The following is a 23,237-nucleotide window of genomic DNA, read 5'->3' on the forward strand; positions in this document are numbered from 1 at the left end:
CTCCCCGCCCCCCCTGCGCGCCCCCCCCCACCCCCCCCCCCCCCCGCCCCCGCCGGGGGGGGGGGGGGGGGGGGGGCCCGGTGGTGTCGGCGGGGGAGTGGTGTCCGCGGGGTCACGGCCGCCCGAAGTGGGTCGGGTAGTAGCCGGCGACGAGGGTCGAGACCCGGACGGTCTTGCCCGGCCGGGGCGCCTCCACGAACGTGCCGCCGCCCAGGTATATCCCCACGTGGTGGATCCCCGAGGCGCGGCCGCTGTCCGACCAGAACACCAGGTCGCCCCGGCGCAGCTGCCCGGCGGTGATCGGCGTGGTCGCCGCGTACTGGTCGTCGGCCACCCGCGGCAGGCTTATCCCCGCGCGCCGGAAGGCCTGCTGCACCAGCCCCGAGCAGTCGTAGCCGGACGGGCCGTCACCGCCCCAGACGTACGGCTTGCCCAGCTGGGCGAGCGCGTAGTCGACGGCCGTCTCCCGGCTCCCGGAGGCCGGCGCGGTGTCCGAGGACGGACGGCCGACGGGCTGGGCGGGGGCCGGGGCCGAACCGCCGCCGGACTGCCCGGTGCGGTCCAGGTAGACGTCGTAGTGGCTGGTCCAGCGCCACTCGCCGCTGCCGTTCTTGAACCAGTACTTCGACCCGTCCCAGCCCTGGCGCGGGCCCGCGGAGGCGGCCGGTCCGTTGGAGACGGCCTTGGCACCCGACCCGCCCGACCCGGCCGAGCCGCCGGTCCGGCCCGTGCGGTCGGCGTAGACCTCGTAGTGGCCGGTCCAGCGCCACTCGCCGGCACCGTTCTTGAACCAGTACTTCGACCCGTCCCAGCCCTGCTTCCCGGCGGCGGCGTGCGCGGACCCGGCTCCGGCCGTCAGCCCGACCACGCCGGCGCCCGCCAGCACGGTGGTCGCCAGGCAGGTGCTCCGCACGGCACGGTGTATTCGGCTGCCGCCGGCCGCCGCCCCGGTGCGGGCGGTGCGCGGCCGGGGCGCGCAGTTCGGGCAACCGCAACCGGCGATCGCGGGGACGCTGCCGAGAAGCTCCTCGAAGCCGATCAGGCCGGGATCCTCCTCCGGACCGACCGAGCCGGCCGGACCGGCCGTGACGGCGGGTCCGGCGTACGAGCCGGTGGCTATCCTCATGCGGGTCGTCCTTCCTTCCGCCCGGCACGGACGGCCGGGGGCGGTACCGAGGCGGCCACTCCGGCCGGGGCGACGAAGGCGACCAGCAGCTGCTCCATCAGCGCGCTGCGGGCGGCCTCGTCCAGTTCGTGCGCGGTCGCTCGCTCCAGACGGCGGACGGCGAGCGCCGCCGCCTCCACCGCGTCGTCCACCAGCACCGTCCGCAGGCCCGCGTCCAGTTCGGCCAGCCGCCGGCGGCGCATCGACTCGGCGACCTCGGGCGCGTAGTCCAGCCCCAACGGCTGCACCGAGTAGACCTCCAGGCCCGCCGGGGCGACCTCGGCGGCCAGCGCCCTGGTCAACTCGTCGGCGAACCACTGCCCGTCGCGCAGCGCGGGGCCGGGCGCCGCGTTGCTGTCGCAGGGCAGCGTGGACGCGGTGCGGGTGAGCACCGCCTGGACCTGCTCGCGCAGGTAGCCCTCGTGGTCCTCGATCGCCAGCGACGCCCGCGCGGTGTCCTTGACCCGCCAGACGATCAGCAGTCGAACCACGATCGGCGTGCCGGTCCGGTCGACCACCTTCACCGGCTCGCTGCGCCAGTGCCGCAGCCGCACGTCCACCCGGCGGCGGCGCAGCAGCGGGTTGACCCAGACCAGGCCGGTCCGGCGGACGGTGCCCCGGTAGCGGCCCCAGCGGGTCAGCACCCGGGTCTCGCCGCCCGGGTTGGCCAGCAGCCCGGCGAGCGCGAGCACCACCAGCAGGCCGGCCGTGCCGACCCCGGCGATCGCCGCGGTGTCCGCCTCGGCCCGTCCGCTCGCCCGCGCGGCGGGGCCGCGCAGGTCCGCGAGACGGTCCCAGTGCGGGACGACGCCGGTGCGCAGCAGCAGGAACACGACCCCGGCCAGCCCGAGCAGCACCACCAGCAGGGCGGTCCAGCCGGGCAGCGCGGTGGCGCCGTGCTCGCGCAGCGCCTGGTCGGCGCGCGGCGGACGCCGGGACGTGGCGGCGGCGGGGGCCCCGGCCGAGGCGGCGTCCAGCAGCTCGACGGTCTCCGGGGCGGCCCTCTCCAGCGGGTCCCGCAGGTCCGCCGGGCCGGCGGAGGACGGCCCGGGGACGATCGCCAGTGGGGTGGTCGCCGGTCCGCCGTCGGCCGGGCCGACCGGCTCGGCGGCCTCCGCCGTTCTGACCGCCGTGACCCTGGCCAGCGGGCTGGCTCCGGAGGCGGAACGTTCCGGCAGTGCCGGCGGGAGGCTCTGGGTCAGGTTTTCGGGTCGCTGCGAAGAGTCGCGGGTGACGTCCATGCACGGGTCCTCTGGGTCGGTGTGTCGCGCAACGGGCGGCCCGGATCTGACGGGCAGTGCCAGGGTCAGGCTAAGTTCATACGTCATCAAATGCGACATTTGAGTCGAGGTGTGTCGACATTTACTGACGAATCGTCCAAAGCCGACCTGACGCGCAGGCACATGAATGGATGGTCGGACGGTTCGGCGCAGGTCAGCGCCGTCGAGCACCGGGCCCACGGGCGAACACCCGACGGGTGATCAGCCCGATTCCGGCGAGCACCAGCAGGATCCCGGCGAGTCCGGCGCGCCGGCCGACCTCCCCGGACCCCGCGGCCGCGCTCTGCGAACGCTCCACCGGCGGCACGGCCAACGGCCGGGCCGCGCCCCTCCCGGATTCGGCGGAACCGGCGGAACCGGCGGCGGAGCCGGCCCGGGACGGGCTGACGGCAGAGGTCAGAGTCGGACTCGGGCTCGGGATCGCGGTCGGCGAGGCGGTCGCACCGCTCACCGTGGTCGCAGCGGTCGAGGGATTCGGAACGGCGGGTACGGCAGGACCGGACGGATCAGCGGACACCGGCGGAACGACGATCGGCAGCACCCCCGGCGGCACCGGTACCTCGGGCACCGCCGCGACGGACGGACCGGGACTCGCCGCGACCGGGGCGGAGGCCGACGCGGAACCCGTGGCCGCGCCCGACGCGACTGGTACCGACGCGACCGGCACCGTCGTGCTCGACACCACCGGGCTCGGCGGGACCGAGGCCGACGGCGACACCGACGGCGACATCGACGGCGCCACCGACGGCGACGGGCTCACGGCCGACGGGCTCGGAGCGGCCGGGCTCGGCACCGCCGGAGTCGGCACCACCGCCCCGACGGCGACCCGCACCCGCACCGCGTCCGCCGACGTCCCGTTCCCCGCCTGGTCGGTGGCCGTGACGGTCAGCCACTGCTCCCCGTCCGTCAGGTCCCGGTTGGCGGTGCAGGTCCAACTCCCGTCGAGCGCCGCCGTCGCCCCGCACAGCACGGCCCGCTGCTCGGAGCCCGCGCCCGACCCGGCCGTGACCAGCACGTTCGCACCCGGTTCCGCCCGCCCGCCGAGCGTCGGGCGGCTGGTTCGCAAGGTCTCCCCCGGAGCCGGCGAGCGGAGCACCGGCCGGTCCGGCGCGACGGTGTCGACCACCAGCGTGACCGGCTGCCCGGCCGTCCGGTTCCCCGCCGCGTCGACGGCGACGGGGGCCAGCTGGTGCTTCCCCTCCGTCAGGCCCTCGACCGGCAGGCAGGACCACCGGCCGGCCGGCCGCACCGCCGTGCTGCACAGTTCGCCGCCCGCGGTGCGGTCGGTGACCGAGACGGTGCTGCCCGCGTCGCCGGTGCCGGTGAGCTGCAGCTCGGGGTCGTTGGTGTACGCGGGGAGGGTGAGCGCGGGGGCGTTCGGCGGGGCGGTCTTCACCGCGACCCTGACCGGTTCACCGCGCAACACCACGCCGCCGCTGGTGGTCTCCACCGGGGTGAGGCCGTGGGTGCCCGCGGCCAGTGCCGCGGCGGGGTGGCAGGACCAGTCGCCGCCGCGCCCGACCTTGGCCCGGCAGAGCGCCGTGTCGCCTTCCCTGACCTCGACCGTGGCGCCGGCCACCGCGCCGTCGCCGCTGATCTCCGGGCGGGCGTCGGCGAGGACGGTGCCGTCGACCGGTTCGGCGATCTCGGGCCTGGCGGCTCCGACGGTCAGCTTGATCCGCTGGTCGGAGACCTGCCCGGAGTCGGCGAAGCCGCCGGAGGAGACCAGCTGGCTGGTGTCCCGGGCGATCCGCAGCCGGGCCCAGGTCTCGCCGGACGCCGCGCCGGACGGGACGGTCCACTCCAGGGTCGCGGTGTCGGCGCCGGGCTGGACCTCGGTCTGCACCCGCTCGGCGGGCTCGAAGCGACCGGTGTACCCGAAGTCGATCCAGCCGGCGAGGGTGGCGGGCTGGTCGCCGACCTCGACCGGGACGGTCAGCCGGTAGTAGCGGCCGATCGCGGCCTCGGCGGGGAAGCTGATCGACGGGTCGGCTCCCGGGTACTCGCCGCGGCCGGGTTGCAGCTTGGGCGGCGGGCCGGCGAAGGGGCTGCGCAGCGAGGCGCCGTGGTCGAGCCGGACCAGCGGCTCGTCGCCCGCGGCCCCGGCGGACCGGTCCCCGGCACGCCGCGTCGGGTTGGTGGCGTCGGCGCCGAGGAAGAGGTCGGAGACCACGTGCGAGGCGTTGCCGTAGGCCTGCGGCGCGGTGCCCACGCCCTCGTCGACGGTGACGGTGTACGCCTGGCGCAGGACGGGCGGGGCGGTGGTGCTGCCGGCCCGGGCGGTGGAGCGCTGCTCGACCCGGAACGCCGCGGTGCGGACGGTCCCGGCGAGTTCCAGGGAGCCCTCGGCCGCGGAGCCGGGCGCGCCGTCGGAGGTGCCGTCCCGCCCCGCGGGGGCGAGGGTGCTGCCGTCGACCGTCCAACCGGTCCAGTCGGTGCGGCCGACCAGGGCGGGGGCGGCGGGCGAGCCGTCGGTGAGGCTGAGCCGGGTCGCGGTGCCGGTGGTGCCGGATTTCCCGGTGGCGGTCGCGGCGAGGCCGCTGAGGTGCAGCCGGGGATTGCGGACCGGCCGGGAGAATGTCAGCCGGAGCGTTCCGGCGGTGTGCCAGGAACCGTCCGCTTGCGGACCGGCCGGAGTGATGTCGAAGGTCTGCGCGGGATCTCCGGGGTGCATTCCGTCCGCATAACGGGGTCCGGCTTTCCCCCCTCCCGGCCGTTCCGCCAATTCTCCCGCTCCGGCGACGGAACCCACTCCGGGAGAGGCGTCGAAATCGATCCGGACGGAAAGTCCCGAGGGCAGCACCGCGCGGTGTTCCCCCGACCAGGCGTCAGGGGATTGGCGGGCCGCCGAGAGCGGAGCGTTCCAACCGGTCAGCAGCCCGGCCGTGAGGACGGCCAGGGAGGCAGCGGTACGGGGGAACTGTCGGCTCATCCGGCTCTCCTTCACGGTCGGCTGCCGGGAGGCAGGTGTGGACACAAGATCCGACAAAAAAATCACGGTGTCGGAGCGGCCGAACAACGACACCGGCGCTTTCAGCCGCGTCCCACCCGTTCGGCGGTCATCCGGGCGGCAGGACGGGATGTACCCGAAACGGCTGCATTTCATCCGTTGGGAGGCGCTCGATAGCACCCGGACGGACGCGGGAATGGGAATTCCCGGCCTATCCGACGGACACCGGCGTCCGGCACCTGACCATTCATCGGGGAACTCCGTACGAATGGCTCGTCTCACCGGGGGGAGCGCCCCGGAACGGGTGGCCGCCGCACCCGTCGGGAACGGTCCGGGCCCCGCCGCTCGCCCGTCACCTCGACCGCGGGTGCCGCCGGCCCTTCCGGCGGACTCGACGGGACCACCGGGACGCACCACGCACCGCGCACGACGGGCCGGCGCAGACCGGCCGGCCGGGCGGACCCGGAAGGAGGAGCCGGAAAACGGAGAAGCCCCCGGCCGGTGGCCGGGGGCTTCTCGTTGGTGCGCTCAGCAGGATTCGAACCTGCAACCTCTTGATCCGTAGTCAAGTGCTCTATCCGTTGAGCTATGAGCGCAAGGAACGGGCGAACCCGATCTTGCAGTGGTTGGTGCGCTCAGCAGGATTCGAACCTGCAACCTCTTGATCCGTAGTCAAGTGCTCTATCCGTTGAGCTATGAGCGCTCGCCCCGGTGAACCGTGCCCCCGGGGCGTTGCGGGGACAACATTACATGACCTGCGACGTGGGGCGAAATCGATTACCCCGGGGCCGCTCCTGGCCTGCTCCCGCCCGGTCCGCGACCGGTCCGCGACGGGGCCGGGGAGAGGGGGAACGGGGCGCGGGAGCAGGCGCGGGCCGGACCCGACCTGCCCCGGGAATGCGAAGAGCCCCCGTCGACGTGATCGTCGACGGGGGCTCCCGACTGGCGGAGGCTGAGGGATTTGAACCCTCGATCAGGAATAACCCCGAAACCGCATTAGCAGTGCGGCGCCATAGACCGGACTAGGCGAAGCCTCCCCACATGGACCGCACCCGCGCGAAGCGGAGCCGTTCCGTGTGTCAGTGATGATGCCACAACCCTGGGGCTCGGCACCAACCACCGCCAACGTTACTAGGCGGGTCGTCCCCGCCGCAAAGAAGAATGAGATACTGCCGTCTCCGGAGGAGCTGCCCCGAGCCGAGGAGACCTGTCGACGTGAGCAGCAGGCCGATCCGAGGCGCTGCTCGCCTCGCCGCCATACTCGACGCCCTGCCCGACGCGTTGTTGCTGGTGAACAGCAACGGCACCGTCGTGGACGCCAACAGCGCGGCCGTGCAGGCCCTGCAGGCGCCCGGCACCTCACTCGTGGGCATGGGCGTGCTGGGCCTGCTGCCCGAGTTCGACCCCAGTCGGATCCCCGGCTCGATGCGCCCGGCCACCCGCGACGGCGACGCCCTCGACCGCCCGGTCCGGATGACCGCCCACCGCACCGACGGCACCACCTTCCCGGTCGAGGTCTCCGGCAACGACTTCGCCGACGACAACGACAACAGCCGCGGCTACGCGCTCTCCCCCCTCGTCCCGTACGACCCGTACCGCGAGGGCTCCCGTTCGCCGTCCTCCTCCGACCTGCTCCTGCTGCTGGTCCGCGACCTCTCCGGCCGGCTCGGCGTCGAGGCCGAACTGCGCCGCCAGCACAAGCAGACCGAGATGATCCTGCGCGCCGCCGCCGAGGGCGTGCTCGGGGTGGACCTCGAAGGGCGCTGCGTGCTGGTCAACCCGGCCGCCGCGCACATCCTGGAGTACCGGGCGAGCGAACTGGGCGGGCGTGAGCTGCACCCGCTGATCCAGCACTCCCGGGCCGACGGCAGCCCGCTGGCGCTGGAGGAGTCCGCGCTGCTGGACACCCTGACCTCCGGGCGCAAGCACCGGGTGCGCGGCACGGTGCTGTGGCGCAAGGACGGCCGTCCGGTCACCGTCGACCTCACCACCGCCCCGGTCCGGGACGGCGACCAGCTGGTCGGCGCGGTGATGACCTTCACCGACCGCAGCCGCGAACTCGCCCTGGTCGCCCGCAACGAGCACCTCACCGCCGTCCTGGAGAGCGAACTGGGCGGCGCGCTGACCGCGCTGAACCAGCGGCTGGACGCGCTCGCCGCCGACCCGGCCGGACAACTCTGGCCGGAGGCCAACTGGACGCTGCGCCGGCTCGCCGCCGAGTGCCGCCGCTTCGGGAAGCTGATCGACGGCGTCCTCGACCACCAGCGCTCCGAGGCCGGCGAGGGCGGCACGGGGGAGGCCAAGGACGGCAAGGAGTCCGGGGACGGCAAGGAGTCCGGTGCCGCCGAGCCGGGCAAGGACGGCAAGAGCCGGCGCAAGGCCGCCGCCCGGGTGCCGGTCGCCCTGGACAAGGTGGTCCGCCGGGCCGTCGAGGAGGCCGGCGAGCTGGTCGGCCCCGGCCGGGTCCGCTTCTCGGTGCACGCCGCCGCGGTCGAGGTGATCGCCGACGAGCGCCGGCTCGCCCAGGCCCTGGCCCACCTGGTCGCCGACGTCAGCGGCGCCCGCCTCGACCTGGACCCGCCCGCCGCCCCCTCCCCCGGCCTGACCGTGCCCGGCCTGGCCGGCGGCGCCCCCGCGCTGCCGCCGGCCCCCGAGGTGCCGACCGTCGTCCTGGCCGCCGCCCAGCGCGGCGAGGTCGCCCGGGTCGAGATCCGCGGCCCCGGCGTCGGCGGCAGCCCCGTCCACCTGCCGATAGCCCGCTCGGTGGTCGAGCGGCACGGCGGCGTGCTCCAGCCGCACGAGCTGCCCGGCAAGGCCGGCACCACCTACGTTGTCGAACTGCCGCTGGACCCGGCCGCCGCGAAGGCCGCCGCCGAACGCGCCACCGCCGAGGGCCGCTCCGACCGGCCCAAGGAGAGCGACAGCGCCGTCCTCCCCGAACTGCCGGGCATCCCGCAGCTGCCCAGCAGCGGCGAGACCGCCGACAGCGCCGAGTCCGGCCGACAGCCGGGCCGCGAAGCCCCGGCCGCCGAGCGGACGCCCGCCGAGGAACCCCCGGCCACCGAGCGCCGCGGCCGCCGCGGCCGCCCCGTCGGCGAGACCCCGGCGCCCACCCCGCCCGCCGCTCCCGACGTCCCCGCCGACCAGTGGCCGAACGCCCCCGCCCGGGTCGAGCGGGCCGTCCCCGAGCAGTGGAACGGCACCGGCAACGACCCCGCGTACGGCCGCCAGGGCCTGGCCGGTCCGGACGGCGCGCACAGCGACCCGTGGGGCAAGGACGACGGCCGCTCCGGCCCCGCCTACGCCGTGCCCGTCCAGGGCGAGCGGGCCCAGCAGAACCGGTCCGGCGGCCGTGAGCCGCTGGCCCTCGGCCCGGGCCCGACCGCGTCCCAGCCGGCCACCCCGGCCGCCGCTCCGGCCGACGCCCCCGCCGCCGACGGCACCCCACCGGGCGGCACCCCCACCGACGGGACCGCCCCGGACGGGTCCGCCGGCGAGCCCAAGCCCCGCCGCCGACGCGCCCTCCCCTCCACCGAGGACTCCTCCGGCGGCTTCGCGCTGCCCGGCGCGACCGACACCCCGGTGTACCCCGGCCTGGAACACGCCCTGCCGGCCGGCCCCGCACCCGCACCGCCCGAGCAGGCCGCCGCCGCGCCCACCGGCCGCCGCCGCCGGCTGGCCGTCCCGCCGGGCCCCGGCCCGGACGCGTCGACGGGCGCCACCGCCCCGTCCGCGCCCCCCGTACTGCCCGCACCGTCCGGTCCGTCCGGTCAGGAGACGGGTGCGCCCGGCACCGCGCTGGAGCCCGCCCGGCCCGCGCTGCCCGCCGCCGAGGAACCGCAGGCCCCGCGCCCGGTCGGCACCGGCCTGGGCGAACTCACCCCGCCGCGACCGCTCGGCGCCCCGCCACTGCCCGCCGTGCCCGCCGTGCCCGCCGAGGCCCGGACCGCCCCGCGCGCGATGGCCGAACTCCCGGCCGCCGACGAGCGGCCCGTCCCCGAGCAGTCACCGACCGGCGGCGGCGAGCTGGCCAACACCCGGCGGCTGCTGGTCTGGCCCGAGCCCGACCCGGCGACCAGGCAGGCCCTCCAGGCGCGCGGCTACCTCCCGGTGATCGTCAGCTCCCGCGAGGAGGTCGACGCCCAGGCCTCCGGCTTCCCCGCCGCCCTCTTCGTCGACCCGCTCACCGGCCCGATCACCCGCACCGCACTGCAGTCGCTGCGCACCGCCGCGCTCAACCGCCGCGTCCCGGTGCTGGTCACCGCCGGCCTCGGCCAGTCCACCCGGGACGCCGTGTACGGCGCCGACCCGGCCGTGCTGCTGCGCGCCCTCGCCCCGCGCGACGGCGAGCACCACGCCCCGCGGGTCCTGCTGGTCGAGGGCGACCCGGACATCGCCGCCGCCATGATCAGCAGCCTGGAGCGGCGCGGCATGCACGTCGAGCACGCCGTGGACGAGAACGACGCCGTGGCCCGCGCCAGCAGCGTGCAGCCCAACCTGGTGGTGATGGACCTGCTGCAGATCCGCCGCCGCCGGGTCGGCCTGCTGGACTGGCTGCGCGCCAACGACCGGCTGCACCGCACCCCGCTCGTCGTCTACACCTCGGTCGACCTCGACCCGCGCGAACTGCCCCGGCTGCGCACCGGCGAGACGGTCCTGTTCCTCGCCGAGCGCTCGACCAGCGAGGACGTCCAGGGCCGGATCGTCGACCTGCTCGGACGCATCGGCGCGATGGGCGAGGCAGGCGTCGCCGCCGCGGGCTGAGCCGCGCCGTCACGCGCCGCGCCCCCGGGAAACGTCGAAGGGCCGGTCACCCCCGTTCCGTACGGGAGTGACCGGCCCTCCTCACGGGCCCGCGGCTACTCCTTGCCGAGCACCGTGACGTCCAGCTCGTCCGCCGCGTAGTCGGCCCGGATCACCTTCTTGTCGAACTTGCCGACCGAGGTCTTCGGCACCGACTCCACGATCGACCAGCGCTCGGGCAGCTGCCAGGCCGCGATCCGCTCGGCCAGGAAGGCCCGCAGCTCCCGCAGCCCGACGGTCGCGCCCGGACGCAGCACCACGGTGGCCAGCGGGCGCTCGCCCCACTTCTCGTCCGGGACGGCGACCACGGCGGCCTCGGCCACCTCGGGGTGCGCCATCAGCTGGTTCTCCAGCTCGACCGAGGAGATCCACTCGCCGCCGGACTTGATGACGTCCTTGGCCCGGTCGGTCAGGGTCAGGTAGCCGTCCGCGGTGATCGTGCCGACGTCACCGGTGCGCAGCCAGCCGTCCTCGGAGAACTTGTCGTCCGGGCGCACCGGGTCCTGCCCGGCGCCGCCGTAGTACGCCCCCGCGATCCACGGTCCGCGCACCTCCAGCTCGCCCGCCGAGACGCCGTCGTGCGGCATCCGCTCGCCGCCCGGGCCGATCAGCCGGGCCTCGACGGAAGCCGGGAAGATGCCCTGGGTGACCCGGTACGGCCACTCCTCCTCGGCGGTGAGACCGCCCGGCGGCTGGGCGAACGAGCCCAGCGGCGAGGTCTCGGTCATGCCCCAGGCGTGGATGACCCGGATGCCGTGGCGCTCCTCGAAGCCCTTCATCAGCGACGGCGGACAGGCGCTGCCGCCGATGACCACCATGCGCAGGCTGGAGGTGTCGTAGTCGCCCGCGTCGAGTTCGTCCAGCAGGCCGCTCCAGATGGTGGGGACGGCGGCGCTGACGGTGGGGCGGACGGCGGCGATCATCTCGGCCATCGGCTTGGGCTGGAGGAAGCGGTCCGGCATCAGCAGGCAGGCGCCGGACATGAAGGCGGCGTGCGGGATGCCCCAGGCGTTCACGTGGAACATCGGGACCACCGGCAGCGCGATGTCGCGCGGGGTGAAGGCGAAGTTGTCGCCGGTGTTGACCTGCAGGCAGTGCAGGTACACCGAGCGGTGGCTGTAGAGCACGCCCTTGGGGTCACCGGTGGTTCCGGAGGTGTAGCAGAGCACCGCGGCCTGCCGCTCGTCGAGGTCGCCCCGCCACGGGAACGCGGTGGGCCGGCCCGCGATCAGCTCCTCGTAGTCGTGCACGCCGCCCGCGAAGCCGGCCAACAGCGACCGGTCACCGGGACCGCTCACCACGATGTGCCTGAGCGTGGGCGCGAGGTCCGGCAGGACGGCGGCGAGCAGCGGGAGGACCGTGCCGTTGACGATGATCACGCGGTCGGCGGCGTGGTTGACGATGAACGACAGCTGCTGGGCGGGCAGCCGCAGGTTCAGCGTGTGCAGCACGGACCCCATGGCGGGGACGGCGAGGTACGCCTCCAGGTGCTCGGCGTTGTTCCACATCAGGGTGGCGACCCGGTCGTCCCCGGTGACCCCGAGCTCGTCGCGCAGCGCGCACGCCAGCTGCGCGGCCCGCGCGCCCACCTCGGCGTACGTGCGGACGACCGGTCCGGTGCCGTCCCAGGTGGTCACGGTCGAGCGGCCGTGGATCGTGGACCCGTGCTCCAGGATTCGGGCGACGGTGAGCGGGACGTCCTGCATCGTGCTGAACACGGGTCCTCCTTGACCTGGCGGCACTGGCGGCTTCGCCTGCGGCACCTACCGGGCGGTAATGCGCGCCGACCTGCCCGATTTTGCCGCCCCGCGCCACCCCTGTCAGCATCCCGGCCCCGTTGCACGGATCACGGATTCGCGCCGGACCCGCCCTCCGCCCGCCGTCGCAGGAGCTCCGGGAGCCGGGAACGCACGTCGGCGGGGATCTCGCCGTACCGCGTCGGCACCGGATCGTCGGAAGAACGCAAGGCGGGTCCCGGTGCGGCCGGGGTCAGCGGTGGTCGCGGCGGCAGAGGCGGAGGGAGTTGGCGGGGTCGGGGGTGTAGGCGGGGTCGAGGGTCCAGCCCTGTTCGGCGGCGAGGCGCAGGGCCCGGTGGGCGCCGGCGCCGCGGTAGGTGGCGCGGTGGAGCCGGATGCGGCGGTGGAAGGTGCCGTCGGGGGCGGTGACCGTGCGGTAGGTGTCGGCGGCGCGGGAGAGTTCGCGCTTGGTGTCGCGGTCGAGGATGCGGCGGATGTGGCGGTCCCAGGCGGCGGGGCTGTCGGTGAACTCGGCGCGGAAGGCGCGCGGGCCGACCGTCCAGCGGGCACCCCAGCGCTCCCAGTAGTCGGGCTCGGGGCGGTCCACCCAGAAGGTCGCCAGGCCGTACACCGGGACGTAGAGGACCTGGAGCACGAAGACGAACGGCAGCAGCAGGGCGGAGCGGGTCGGCTGCGGGCCCCACGGGGTGCCGGGGGCGGCGGGCGGGTCCTGCGGGGCGGGGGCGTTCAGGCCGGTCGGGGCGGGGAAGTGGCGGACCAGCCGGACGTGCTCGCCGCCGGTGCCGGAGGGCCGTGCCCCCCGCCAGCCGTACCGCTCGCCGATCCGGACCACGCCGGCCGCGCCGAGGCCCCGGTAGAGGCGGTCGGCGAGCCCGAACGACACCTCCCGGCCGAGGTCGGCCCGCACCTCGCCGCCGCCGGCCGCGTGCTTGGCCTCGGCGGCGGCGATCCGGCGCTCGATGATCGGGGTGACGTAGCGCTCCCAGTCCTCCGGGCGGCCGGTGAGCTCGGCGCGCAGGCGGCGCGGCGGGATGAAGCTGCGGTTGACCCTCAGCCAGCCGTCGGAGTCGGGACCGCCGCCGTTGTAGTCCGAGAGGATCAGGACGGCGAAGAGGATGACCAGTCCGACGATCCAGAGCGGGGCGTAGATCCACTGCAGCAGGAACTGCAGCAGCACCGCGAAGCGGTTGCGGCGGGGCAGCGGGCCGGGGAAGCCGCCGGGCTGCGACGGCACGCCCGACTGTGGTGCGGGGACGGGCTGTCGGGCGGCGTCCGGGCGGGCGGCGGACGGCTGCCGGGTGCCGTACGGCGACGTGGCGGCGGGCGGCGGCTGGGCGCCGTACGGCTGCGGTGGCGTGGGCTGGGCCGGGTACGGCTGCGGGGGCGGGACGGGCTGGGCGTACGGGTTGTGTCCGTACGGCGCCGGCTGCCCGTACGGATTCTGCGGCGGCACCGCGCCCTGGCCGCCCGCGGCGCCGTGGCCGTGGCCGTGGCCGTTCGCGGCGCCGTGGCCGTGGCCGTAGCCGTTCGCGGCGCCGTGGCCGTAGCCGTTCGGGCCGCCGTGTTCCTGGTCGTTCGCCATTTCCGCCCCCCTGTGCCGGATCGGGGGCCACCCTATCGGCGGGGTCAGCCGTATCGGCGGGGTCAGTCGGCGGTCGGGCCGTCCACCTGGTCGCGGTCGACGGTGAGGGTGGCGCCGCCGTAGGACTCCGCGACGTTGCCGCGGTACTGGTGGACGCGCTGGTGGACGCTCCACAGGTCGGGGTCGAGGCCGCCGGAGCCGGCGGTGTCGGCGTGGTCGTCCCAGCGGGCGTACCAGAGCGCGTCGGGCAGCGGCGAGCTGCCGGCCCGGGCGGCGGCGGCCAGGTCGGCGATGCCGGAGTCGAGGCTGGAGTAGAAGCCGGAGCGGTAGCCGGCGGAGTGCAGGGCCTGGGTCCAGCCGAGGGTGAAGTCGACCACGGCCTGTCCGCAGGCCGGGTCGCGCATCGGGTAGGCCTCGATGTCCAGGTAGACCGGGTTGCCCGGGCCGAAGCCGAGTGACCGCAGCGCGCGGACGGCTTCGGCCGCCTCGTCGCGGCCCTGCTGCGCGGCCTTCGCCGGGTCGATCCGCCGGGGTTTGCGGCCCGGGTCGCTGCACGGCGCCTGCAGTCCGACGTGCACCGGAAGGAAGCGCCAGCCCATCGCGCGCGCCTGGCGCACCCACTCGGCGGTGAGCCGGGGCTGGCCGCAGCCGCGCTGGGACCCGCTGGGGTAGATGCCGACCGCCCCGTACGGGGAGGCGGTGCGCCAGGCCCGCAGGGCGTCGAGCGGGGGCGCGCTGCAGGCGTCGAAGGCGGTGCCGCTCCAGCTCTCGCTGAAGTGGAGCGGGCCGGGCCGGTCCGGGAGGGTGACGGCCCGGATGCGGGGGACGGCGACGGCGGCTCCCGCGCTCGCGCCCGTCCCGTCGGTGGCCAGCAGGAGCACGAGGGAGGCGGCGAGGAGGGCCGCAGGGCGGAGATAGCGCACCACGCCTTGGTACTGACGGATCGTCGGACGAATGCGGAAGCCACGCCGCCGAGCCCGCGCGCGTCCACCCTTTCAGACGCACCCGTCCGCATCCGTCCACATTTTGGTAACGAGCTTGCTGACTTATCACTCCTTACGGCAAACTCGCCGCTATGCCCACCTCCCATACCAGCGAAACCTCCGCAGCCTCGTCGTCGGCCACCGCCGTCGCCGAGGCCCTCGCCATGCCGCCCGCCCCCAAGGGCGAGCCTGCCGGCGAGCGGGGCGGCTGGCGACGAGGTGGGGCGTCCGGCCCCGCGGCGCCGCCCGGAACACGGTCCGGCCGGTCCACCGGCCGGTTCGGCAAGGTCCTGCGGCGCCCGACGGGGGGCTCCGCGGCCGAAGGCCGGAGGAGGATCCCGGCGCCGCTTCTCTGCCTGACCGCGATGTTCCTCGTGCAGACCGGCATCGCGCTGTCCAAGCCGCTGTTCGGCCCGCTCGGGGTCAGCGGCACCACCTTCCTGCGGCTCGGCTTCGCCGCCGTGATCCTGCTCGCCGTCACCCGCCCGAAGCTGCGCGACAAGAGCCCGCGCGACCTCGGCGCGGCCGCGCTGCTCGGCATGGCCTCGGCCGGGATGACCTGCCTGTTCGCCGGGGCGATCGACCGGCTGCCGATGGGCACCGCCGCGACCATCGAGTTCCTCGGCCCGCTCGCCGTCGCCCTGGTCTTCGCCCGCCGTGCCAGCCACCTGCTCTGGGCGCTGCTCGCGGCCGCCGGCGTTGTGCTGCTGACCCTGCTCGGCGAGGGGGACGGCGGCGGCTCGCTCGACCCGGTCGGCCTGCTGTACGCCTTCGGCGCGGCCGCCTGCTACGCCGCGTACATCCTGTTCACCGACAAGGTCGGCGCGGCCTTCCAGGGGTTCCAGGGGCTGGCGGTGTCGATGACGGTCGGCGCGCTGACGCTGGCTCCGCTCGGGCTCGGCGAGGCCTGGCACGGGCTGACCGCGCCCGGCGCCTCGCCGGTGGTGCTGCTCGCTTCGGTGGCCGGGGTGTCGCTGCTGCTGCCGGTGATCCCCTACGCGCTGGAGATGACCGCGCTGCGGCGGATGCCGCAGCGGGTGTTCAGCGTGCTGGTCAGCCTGGAGCCGGCCGTCAGCGCGCTGGTCGGCCTGGTGGTGCTGGGCCAGCTGCTCGGTGTGCCGCAGCTGGCCGGGATCGGCTGCGTGGTGGCGGCCAGCGTGGGCGCCACGCTGACCGGGCGACGGTAGGCGCGCCGGCGCACGGCGGCCGGCCGTAGCCGACGGCGGCCACGGCCGGCTCACGGCCGGTGGGGGCGCACGGCTGGTGCGTGGTCACCGCGGGCTCACGGCCGGGCCGTGGCCACCGGCCGGCTCACGGCCAGAGCAGGGAGCGCGACCAGTCCGGGGAGCTGACCGGACCGCTGCGGGTGTAGCGCAGCCGGACGTGCCGGCGCTGGGAGTCGCCCTGCCAGAACTCCACCTCGTGCGCCCACAGCGTGTAGACGGCGTGGCCGGGCGGGACGACGTCGGGGTGCGCCTCCAGCCGACGACGGGCGACCGCCACCGCCTCGTCGTACTCGGTCAGCGAGGCCAGCGGCTCGCTCTGCCGGCCGACCAGCGAGGAGGCCCGGGCGGCGGGCGAACGGGTGGCGAACTCGGCGGCGGCGACCAGGTCCAGGGCCCGTTCGACGCTGCCGCGCACCCGCACCTGGCGGCCAAGCTGCGGCCAGTAGACGGTCAGCGCGGCGGCCGGGTGGTCGGCGAGCTGACGGCCCTTGGGGCTGTCGGCGGCGGCGGAGAAGTTCCAGCCGGTGCCGGCCGCGTCGACGTCGCGCAGCACGAGCACCCGGGCGTCCGGCATGCCGTCCGCGTCGACGGTGGAGAGGGTGAACGCCTGCGGGTCCAGCACCCCGGCGTCCAGGGCGGTGGCGAGCCAGTCCACGAACAGCGGGCCGGGCTCGGCGGCGGCGGCCTCGTGGTCGAAGAACGGCAGCGGGCGGGCCATCGGCGGGCGACCCAGCAGCAGCTCCGGGACGGACCGGGGCTCGGGCCGGCGCTCGCCGGGCGGCGCGGCCACCGGCTCGGGGCGTTCCGCCGCCGGCTCCGGTGCGGGCCAGGCCTCGTCCGGGCCGGTCAGGCCCTCCTCCTCCGCCGCCATCGCGCGCCCTCTCCTCCGGTTGCCGCGGTCACCACCCCGGCCGGGCCCTCCTTTCCGGGCTCCGGCGCGTGGTGCGCTGTCGGAGCGCAACCGTACCGCCGAGGGCCGACGGCTCCGGGCGCGGGCCCTCGGTGGACGGATCACGGCCGGTCGGCCCGGGGACGGCGCCGGACGCACTCGTGGGCGGTGCCGATGGTGGCACCGCCCACGGGGCCGGTTTCGCGGTGACCCTTTCCGCTGGCCGGTCATGCGCTGTTCCCTCGGTGATGCGCGGTTCCCTCCGGTTGTCGCGGTCGTTTCGGTCGTCGTTCCGGCTGTCCGGCTGTCCGGCTGTTCCGGCTGTTGCGGTCGTCCTGGTCGGATCGACCGGTCCGGTCCGGTCCGGAACGGCCCGGGCCCGTCCTCGGGTGCTCAGCTCACCCGCGGCCACCCACCTCCGGCGCCCCCGCCCTCAGTGGTGCCCGGTAGGACCCGGCGCGGTCGCACGGCCCTGCGGCCCTGCGGTCACGCGGTCGTGCGGTCGTGCGGTCGTGCCGTCGTACGGCCCCGTGGTCAGGGGAAGATCGGCGCGAAGATGACGTTGACGTTCTTGTTGCCCTGACCTGCCAGGATCGCGCCCGCGTTGTCCTTCACCGCGAGCGTGTTGTTCTGGTTCGAGGCACCGGAGCCGGTGGCCGTCTGCTGCGTGGAGACGTCGTTGCCGTCGACCCCGCCGAAGACGTTGCCGGTGCCGACGTCGGAGACCACGCCGGCATTGGAGCCGGCCGCGGCGCCCGCGCCGTTGTCGGCGGCGGCGATGCCGGCACCCAGCAGTAGCAGACCGGCCGCGAGCGGACCGGCGAGCAGGAGTCCGGCCACCCGCCGGGGGTGGATGCGAGCCATGAAAGCCTCCAGAAAAGCTGTTGATCGCGCAACGGTCGAGCATGGTGTGCGGGGTTCGTCGGCCAGACGAACACCTGGTGGCTGCGACGCCGGGAGACAGACTTCCGCAACAAATCGACAAAGCACTAGCTCGTCCGGCAGTTTTCGCCCGTTAGCGTGATATCCGCCCGGGCCGCGCATGACGTCGGGGAAACCGGAGAGCGCGCCGACGCACCGCCATTCACCTGGGACGTTGCCCGAACGGCCGTCGATTCGAGCGCGATGTGACGCGGCGCTTCGGCGCCACACGAACCACCGAGCGCACCACCCCGGCGCGGACGGATCGCGGACACGCCCCGGAAAGGTTCGACCACCCTCCCGTGTCGACTTTTTCAGCCATTCGCAGACCATCGGAAAGTCACACCGAAACGGCGGACGCAAGAAGACGAACAATCCACCGTCGGTCGCCGGAGAGGATCAGACCATCTTGCCCGGGTTCAGGATCCCCAGCGGGTCGAAGACCGCCTTCAGCTGCCGCTGCAGGTCGAGCGCCACCGGGCCCAGCTCGCGGGCCAGCCAGTCCCGCTTGAGCAGCCCCACCCCGTGCTCGCCGGTGATCGTGCCGCCCAGCTCCAGCCCGAGCGCCATGATCTCGTCGAAGGAGCGCTGGGCGCGCGCGGTCTGCTCCGCGTCCCCGGCGTCGAAGATCACGATCGGGTGGGTGTTGCCGTCCCCGGCGTGACTGACCACCCCGATGGTCAGCCCCTGCCGCTCCGCGATCGCCGCGACGCCGTTCAGCATCTCGGCCAGCCGGGACCGCGGCACCGCCACGTCGTCGATCATCGTGGTGCCCAAGCGGTCCAGCGCGGGCAGCGCAAGCCGCCGGGCGGCCAGCAGCAGATCGGACTCCGCCTGGTCCTCGGCCGGCACCACCTCGGTCGCCCCGGCCGCCCGGCACAGCTCCGCGACCCGCGCCAGCTCGCCGACCCGGTCCGGCCCGTCGAAGGCCACCAGCAGCAGGGCCTGGGTCGACTCCGGCAGCCCCATCTGCCCCAACTCGTTGACGGCCCGCACCGAGACCGCGTCCATCAGCTCCATCAGCGACGGGGTCAGGCCCCGCGCCATCACCTCGCAGACCGCCGCACCGGCCGCGTCCGCGCTGGGGAACTCCGCCGCCAACGCCAGCTGCGGGGCTGGCGCGGGCCGCAGCGCCAGAACGGCCCGGACCACCACGCCGAGCGTCCCCTCCGAGCCGACGAACAGGCGGGTCAGGTCGTAGCCGGCCACGCCCTTGGCCGTCCGGCGGCCGGTGGACAGCAGCCGCCCGTCCGCCAGCACCACGTCCAGGCCGAGCACGTACTCGCTGGTGACGCCGTACTTCACGCAGCAGAGCCCGCCCGCTCCGGTGCCGATGTTGCCGCCGATCGTGCAGGACTCCCAGCTGGACGGGTCCGGCGGGTAGGCCAGGCCCGACTCCCCCGCCGCGCGCGAGAGTTCGGCGTTCACCACACCGGGCTCGACGACCGCGATCCGGTTCACCGGGTCGATCTCCAGGATCCGGTCCAGCTTCACCAGCGACAGCACGACGCAGCCGTCCACCGCGTTCGCCGCACCGGAGAGGCCGGTCCTGGCGCCCTGCGGCACCACCGGCACGCGCAGCCCGGTCGCGGTGCGCATCACGTGCTGCACCTGCTCGACCGTCTCCGGGAACACCACCGCGGCGGGCACGCCGGCCGCGCAGAACCCGGCCATGTCGCGGCTGTACGCGGCGGTCACGTCGGGGTCCACCACCACGGCCCCGGCCGGGAGGCCCAGCGCCAGTCGGTCCGTCAGATCACTCATCGCCGCCTCCGCCCGCCGCCCGACCAGCTCCGCACTCCGCACTCTGCCCGCGTGCCGGTGGTGCGGCAAGTGGGCCTCGGGCCCGACCGGGAGCCCGTGGCGGGCGGCCCCGGCCGTGGGCGTCCGCCGTCGGTCAGGCGCGGCGGAGCGTGCGGGTGGCCAGCGCGGTGACGGCGGCGGTAGCCGTGGCGAGGGCGCAGAGCAGGGTGGGCAGGGCCGCGCCCGTCGCGTCCGCAAGCAGGCCCAGCAGGGCGTTCGACACCACCAGGGCCACGCTCTGCACGAGCGTCGACAGCGCCTGTACCCGGGAGAGGTGGGACGGCGGAGCGCCCGTCAGCACCAGCGGTCCGATGTGGCAGGCGAACAGCCCCGATCCGATGCCCGTGACCGTGCTGCCGGCCACCGCCGTCACCGGCCCCGCGGCCAGCGCCAGCAGCGCGATCCCCGCCGACGCCGTCCCGAGTCCGGCCGCTGCCCCGACCCCCGTCCGGGGCAGCGCGCCGCACCGGGCGACCAGACCGGCCACCGCGAGCACCCCGGCCGCCTGACCGCCGGTCACCAGTCCCGCCGTGCCCGCCGTCCAGCCGTGCGCCCTCGCCAGCAGCGGACCGAGCAGGGACACCACCGGCAGCAGTGCCCCGGCGGCCGCGCCGGTGAGCAGCAGCGCGGACCGCAGCAGCGGGTCGCCGAGGGCGAGCCGGATGCCGGACACCGCCTCCCGCAGCAGGCCGGCCGACGCGGCGGACGGCGCCCCCTCACGTGGCCGGACCCGCAGCAGGACCAGCAGGACGACCCCGAAGCTCGCCGCGTCCGCCGCCGCCGCACCGGGCAGCCCGCCGATGGCGACCAGCAGGCCGCCCAGCGGTGCCCCGAGCAGGACGGCGGCCTGCCCGCCCGCCTGGCGCAGCGCGAGCGCCCGGGGCAGCCGGTCGGCGGGCACCAGGCGGGCGGGCATCGACCCGCTCGCCGGGAGGTGGAAGGCGTCGACGGTCCCGATCACGGCCGCCGCCGCGACCAGCAGCCACAGCGGCGTGGCCCGCCCGCCCGCCGCGAGGGCCAGGGCGGCGGTCGCGACCAGCATGACCGTGTCCCCGACGAGCATCACCCGGCGGGCGCCGAACCGGTCCGCGACGGCGCCGCCCAGCAGGACCAGCATCGTCCGCGGCACGGTGACCGCGGTCAGCACGAGGGCCGCCGCCCCGCCGCCGTGCGCCGAGGCGGCCCAGCCGAGGGCGAAGTACAGTGCGGCGTCGCCCAGCAGTCCGGCCTGGGTCCCGGCCAGCCAGAGCAGGTACGGCGCGGGCAGCGGTGCCCGCGGGCCGGTGGCGGGGTCCGTGGCGGTGCCGCCGGCGCCGCGGGTGGCGGTGGTCGTCATGCCGGGCGACGCTAGGACCCTCGACCCGGTCGAGGGCAAACGCGCGCGGGCCCGGCAAGATCGGCCGGACAGGGCCTACCGGCGGACCACCGGCTCCTGGAGTTCGGTGACCCACCCGGCCGGGTCCTCCGGGCACTCCACGTACAGCTCCCGGGCGTAGCCGTCCGAGCGGTAGCCGTTCTCCTCGATGAACCGGGCCAGTTCCTGGACGGTGCCCAGCACCCCGTCCATCGGGCCGCGGTGCACGATCGTCGCCGCCTCCCCGATCGGCGGCAGGTCGAGCACCTCGAAGTCGTGCCCGGCCGGCCGCACCGACGGTCCGACCGGGACGGCGACCAGGACCAGCACCGAGCCGTCGCCCTCCGGCGCGTCCTCGTACCGGGCGATGGACGGGCCGGTCGCCTCGACCCCGGCCGCGGCCATCCGCCGGCACAGTTCGGCGAACAGCGGGCCGATCACCGGCGTGATGTCCTCGGGCTCGTAACTCGCGGCCACACCGGCCAGTTGGGCCGCCCGGACGGACGGCACCGGCTTCACCACGACATCGTGTGCGGACATGGTCCCCTCGCTCTCGATCGTCCGGAGCCTCGCCTCCACCCGGGCCAGCCGCAGCTCGTCCGCCGCGATGGCCTCGGCGAGTTGGGCCCGCCGAAGCCGCAGCATCCCGCGCAGTTCGGCCGCGTCCACCTCGTCGTCCAGGACGGCGCGCACCTGCTGCAGCGTGAAACCGAGCTCCTTGAGCGCGATCACCCGGTTCAGTCGGGCGAGTTGGGCCGCCTCGTAGGAGCGGTAGCCGCTGACCGGGTCCACCCGGGCGGGCCGCAGCAGTCCGATCGCGTCGTAGTGGCGCAGCATCCGCACCGACACCCGGCCGTGGCTGGCGAAGTCTCCGATGGTCAACATGGTGGCTCCACTCCATCGCCTCCCACGGTGTCAGGGTCAACCCCGGCCGCCGGACCCGACCCCGGGAACGCGAAGGGCGGGTGCCGAATCGATGTCGGCACCCGCCCTGAGCAGGTGGTTCTCCTACCAGCGGAGAGCGTGGGATTCGAACCCACGGTGACGGGTCACGCCACGACAGTTTTCAAGACTGTTCCCTTAGGCCGCTCGGGCAGCTCTCCAGGCGGAGGTCAGCCTAACGGGTCCGGCGGGGTTCGGCGCACACCGTTTCGCGGCGTCGCGGGTCAGCTGGCGGGGGTCACTGGTCACCGTCGCGCTGGCCGAGGGTCACCTTGGTGGTGAGGGTCTGGCCGTTGCGGGTGTACTCGACGTCGACGGTCTCGCCGGGCTTGTGCGTCCAGATCCGGCTGACCAGGGCGGGGCCGTTCTCGATCGGCACGCCGCCGAGCTTGGTGATGACGTCGCCCGGCTTGAGGCCGGCCTTGTCGGCCGCGCCGCCGGGGGTGACGGCGGGCTGGCCCTGGATGTCCTTGGTCTGGATCTGCGCGCCGTCGCCCTTGTAGTCGTCGTTGCGCAGCACGTCGAGCTTGGCGTAGACCGGCTTGCCGGTCTTGATCAGGGTGTCCGCGACCCACTTGGCCTGGTTGATCGGGATGGCGAAGCCCAGGCCGATGCTGCCGGCCCGGCCGTTGGCGGAGGCGTTGGACTGGATCGCCGAGTTGATGCCGACCACCGCGCCGCCGGAGTCGAGCAGCGGGCCGCCGGAGTTGCCGGGGTTGATCGAGGCGTCGGTCTGCAGGGCGTTCATGTACGAGGCCTGCGAGCCGGTCTCGTCGCCGGAGGCGACCGGGCGGTCCTTGGCGCTGATGATGCCGCTGGTGACGGTGGACTCCAGGCCGTACGGCGCGCCGATCGCGACGGTGGCGTCGCCGACGTTGACCTTGTCGGAGTCGGCCAGCGGCAGCGGGGCCAGCTTGCTCTTCGGCGGGTTGTCGATCTTGACCACGGCGACGTCGTAGCCCTCGGCGTGGCCCAGCACCGACGCGTTGTACGAGGTGCCGTCGGCGAACTTGACGGTCAGTTTGCCGCCGTTGAGGGTCGGCGCGACCACGTGGTTGTTGGTGAGGATGTGGCCCTCGGTGTCGAAGACGAAGCCGGTGCCGGTGCCCGACTCGCCGTTGCCCTGCGCCTTGATGGTGACGACGCTGGGCAGCGCCTTCTGCGCGATGGCGGCGATCGAGCCCGGGGCGGGCTCGTTCTTCTGGGTGTCGCTGGCCTGGACGGTGGTGCTGCGGTGGTCGTCCGCGGAGGTGCTGCTGCTGTTGCGGTCGGCCACGGTCACGCCGAGCGCGCCGCCGGCCACGCCGGCGACCAGGGCGACGGCCGCGATCAGGGCGACCAGGCCGCCGCGCTTCCTGCGCGGGCCCCCGCCGTTCGGGCCGCCGGGGTACTCGGCCGGGTAGCCGAGCGGGCCGTTCGGGCCACCGGGGTGGCCCGCGCCACCCCAGGCGGCGGGCTCGTACACTCACCAGACGCAGCCGCGGAGTCCAGAGCCGAACAGGTGGTTGGCCTGCGCCGCCGGCGCCACGGGCGGCGCCGGGGGGGCCGGCGCGGGCGCCGGGGCCGGGGCCCGGGCGGCGGC

Annotated in this window: 14 protein-coding genes and 4 tRNA genes; 2 read left to right on the forward strand and 16 right to left on the reverse strand. The window is 75.3% G+C overall.

Going from position 1 to position 23,237, the window contains the following annotated elements:
* Positions 1-112: 112 nt before the first annotated feature.
* From ACFV0O_RS05790 to ACFV0O_RS05815, 6 genes are all read right to left on the reverse strand, one after another.
* Positions 113-1,126 carry a C40 family peptidase gene (locus ACFV0O_RS05790; RefSeq protein WP_380336855.1) on the reverse strand — a complete coding sequence of 338 codons (1,014 nt, stop codon included), beginning with the start codon at positions 1,124-1,126 and terminating at the stop codon, positions 113-115.
* Positions 1,123-2,406, reverse strand: a complete 1,284-nt coding sequence (locus tag ACFV0O_RS05795; protein WP_380336858.1) for an SPFH domain-containing protein — start codon at positions 2,404-2,406, stop codon at positions 1,123-1,125. The genes ACFV0O_RS05790 and ACFV0O_RS05795 overlap by 4 nt, the downstream gene beginning before the upstream one ends.
* A gap of 193 nt (positions 2,407-2,599) precedes the next feature.
* Positions 2,600-5,119 (reverse strand): Ig-like domain-containing protein, encoded by a 2,520-nt coding sequence (locus ACFV0O_RS05800; RefSeq protein WP_380336860.1) that lies wholly within the window; start codon positions 5,117-5,119, stop codon positions 2,600-2,602.
* Positions 5,120-5,915: 796 nt separating this feature from the next.
* Positions 5,916-5,991, reverse strand: a tRNA-Arg gene (locus ACFV0O_RS05805).
* Positions 5,992-6,022: 31 nt separating this feature from the next.
* Positions 6,023-6,098, reverse strand: a tRNA-Arg gene (locus tag ACFV0O_RS05810).
* Between the two features lie 240 nt (positions 6,099-6,338).
* Positions 6,339-6,432: transfer RNA gene (locus ACFV0O_RS05815), tRNA-Ser, on the reverse strand.
* A gap of 178 nt (positions 6,433-6,610) precedes the next feature.
* Between ACFV0O_RS05815 and ACFV0O_RS05820 the strand changes: the two genes are divergently transcribed.
* Positions 6,611-10,159 (forward strand): PAS domain-containing protein, encoded by a 3,549-nt coding sequence (locus tag ACFV0O_RS05820; protein WP_380336863.1) that lies wholly within the window; start codon positions 6,611-6,613, stop codon positions 10,157-10,159.
* A gap of 95 nt (positions 10,160-10,254) precedes the next feature.
* Here ACFV0O_RS05820 and ACFV0O_RS05825 read toward each other — a convergent pair whose 3' ends face one another.
* The 3 genes from ACFV0O_RS05825 to ACFV0O_RS05835 form a co-directional block, all read right to left on the reverse strand.
* A complete protein-coding gene (locus ACFV0O_RS05825) occupies positions 10,255-11,916 on the reverse strand; it encodes a long-chain fatty acid--CoA ligase (protein WP_380336866.1) in 1,662 nt (553 codons plus the stop codon).
* Between the two features lie 271 nt (positions 11,917-12,187).
* A complete protein-coding gene (locus ACFV0O_RS05830; RefSeq protein ID WP_380336869.1) occupies positions 12,188-13,537 on the reverse strand; it encodes a hypothetical protein in 1,350 nt (449 codons plus the stop codon).
* Between the two features lie 62 nt (positions 13,538-13,599).
* A complete protein-coding gene (locus ACFV0O_RS05835; protein ID WP_380336871.1) occupies positions 13,600-14,460 on the reverse strand; it encodes a DUF1906 domain-containing protein in 861 nt (286 codons plus the stop codon).
* A 152-nt stretch (positions 14,461-14,612) separates the two neighbouring features.
* On the opposite strand from ACFV0O_RS05835, the gene ACFV0O_RS05840 reads away from it, so the two are divergent.
* Positions 14,613-15,707: a DMT family transporter gene (locus ACFV0O_RS05840; RefSeq protein ID WP_380336873.1), complete on the forward strand. Its 1,095-nt coding sequence runs from the start codon at positions 14,613-14,615 to the stop codon at positions 15,705-15,707.
* Positions 15,708-15,831: 124 nt separating this feature from the next.
* On the opposite strand, the gene ACFV0O_RS05845 is transcribed toward ACFV0O_RS05840, so the two are convergent.
* The 7 genes from ACFV0O_RS05845 to ACFV0O_RS05875 all read right to left on the reverse strand — a co-directional run bounded on the left by ACFV0O_RS05845 (position 15,832) and on the right by ACFV0O_RS05875 (position 23,120).
* Positions 15,832-16,617 carry a pyridoxal 5'-phosphate synthase gene (locus tag ACFV0O_RS05845; RefSeq protein WP_380336876.1) on the reverse strand — a complete coding sequence of 262 codons (786 nt, stop codon included), beginning with the start codon at positions 16,615-16,617 and terminating at the stop codon, positions 15,832-15,834.
* Between the two features lie 552 nt (positions 16,618-17,169).
* Positions 17,170-17,499, reverse strand: a complete 330-nt coding sequence (locus ACFV0O_RS05850) for a hypothetical protein (RefSeq protein WP_380336879.1) — start codon at positions 17,497-17,499, stop codon at positions 17,170-17,172.
* A 456-nt stretch (positions 17,500-17,955) separates the two neighbouring features.
* The gene (locus ACFV0O_RS05855; RefSeq protein WP_360253813.1) at positions 17,956-19,320 is read right to left on the reverse strand and encodes an FAD-linked oxidase C-terminal domain-containing protein; all 1,365 of its coding nucleotides are present in this window, start codon (positions 19,318-19,320) and stop codon (positions 17,956-17,958) included.
* A gap of 133 nt (positions 19,321-19,453) precedes the next feature.
* Entirely contained in the window at positions 19,454-20,695 is a 1,242-nt protein-coding gene (locus tag ACFV0O_RS05860; RefSeq protein ID WP_380336882.1) for an MFS transporter, read from the reverse strand.
* A 75-nt stretch (positions 20,696-20,770) separates the two neighbouring features.
* Positions 20,771-21,598: a MerR family transcriptional regulator gene (locus tag ACFV0O_RS05865; protein WP_380336884.1), complete on the reverse strand. Its 828-nt coding sequence runs from the start codon at positions 21,596-21,598 to the stop codon at positions 20,771-20,773.
* Positions 21,599-21,728: 130 nt separating this feature from the next.
* Positions 21,729-21,816 (reverse strand) — tRNA-Ser (locus tag ACFV0O_RS05870).
* A 77-nt stretch (positions 21,817-21,893) separates the two neighbouring features.
* The gene (locus tag ACFV0O_RS05875; protein WP_380336887.1) at positions 21,894-23,120 is read right to left on the reverse strand and encodes a S1C family serine protease; all 1,227 of its coding nucleotides are present in this window, start codon (positions 23,118-23,120) and stop codon (positions 21,894-21,896) included.
* Positions 23,121-23,237: the final 117 nt, after the last annotated feature.

This window comes from Kitasatospora sp. NPDC059577, assembly GCF_042735475.1.
GTDB lineage: Bacteria > Actinomycetota > Actinomycetes > Streptomycetales > Streptomycetaceae > Kitasatospora.

What these genes read in the sequence shown, in the direction of transcription:
- ACFV0O_RS05795 (WP_380336858.1), bottom strand. Translation starts at nt 2,406, where the DNA reads ATGGACGTCACCCGCGACTCTTCGCAGCGACCCGAAAACCTGACCCAG.
- ACFV0O_RS05845 (WP_380336876.1), bottom strand. Translation starts at nt 16,617, where the DNA reads ATGGCGGCGGAGGAGGAGGGCCTGACCGGCCCGGACGAGGCCTGGCCC.
- ACFV0O_RS05840 (WP_380336873.1), top strand. Translation starts at nt 14,613, where the DNA reads ATGCCCACCTCCCATACCAGCGAAACCTCCGCAGCCTCGTCGTCGGCC.
- ACFV0O_RS05860 (WP_380336882.1), bottom strand. Translation starts at nt 20,695, where the DNA reads ATGACGACCACCGCCACCCGCGGCGCCGGCGGCACCGCCACGGACCCC.
- ACFV0O_RS05850 (WP_380336879.1), bottom strand. Translation starts at nt 17,499, where the DNA reads ATGGCTCGCATCCACCCCCGGCGGGTGGCCGGACTCCTGCTCGCCGGT.
- ACFV0O_RS05800 (WP_380336860.1), bottom strand. Translation starts at nt 5,119, where the DNA reads ATGCACCCCGGAGATCCCGCGCAGACCTTCGACATCACTCCGGCCGGT.
- ACFV0O_RS05865 (WP_380336884.1), bottom strand. Translation starts at nt 21,598, where the DNA reads ATGTTGACCATCGGAGACTTCGCCAGCCACGGCCGGGTGTCGGTGCGG.
- ACFV0O_RS05830 (WP_380336869.1), bottom strand. Translation starts at nt 13,537, where the DNA reads ATGGCGAACGACCAGGAACACGGCGGCCCGAACGGCTACGGCCACGGC.
- ACFV0O_RS05855 (WP_360253813.1), bottom strand. Translation starts at nt 19,320, where the DNA reads ATGAGTGATCTGACGGACCGACTGGCGCTGGGCCTCCCGGCCGGGGCC.
- ACFV0O_RS05790 (WP_380336855.1), bottom strand. Translation starts at nt 1,126, where the DNA reads ATGAGGATAGCCACCGGCTCGTACGCCGGACCCGCCGTCACGGCCGGT.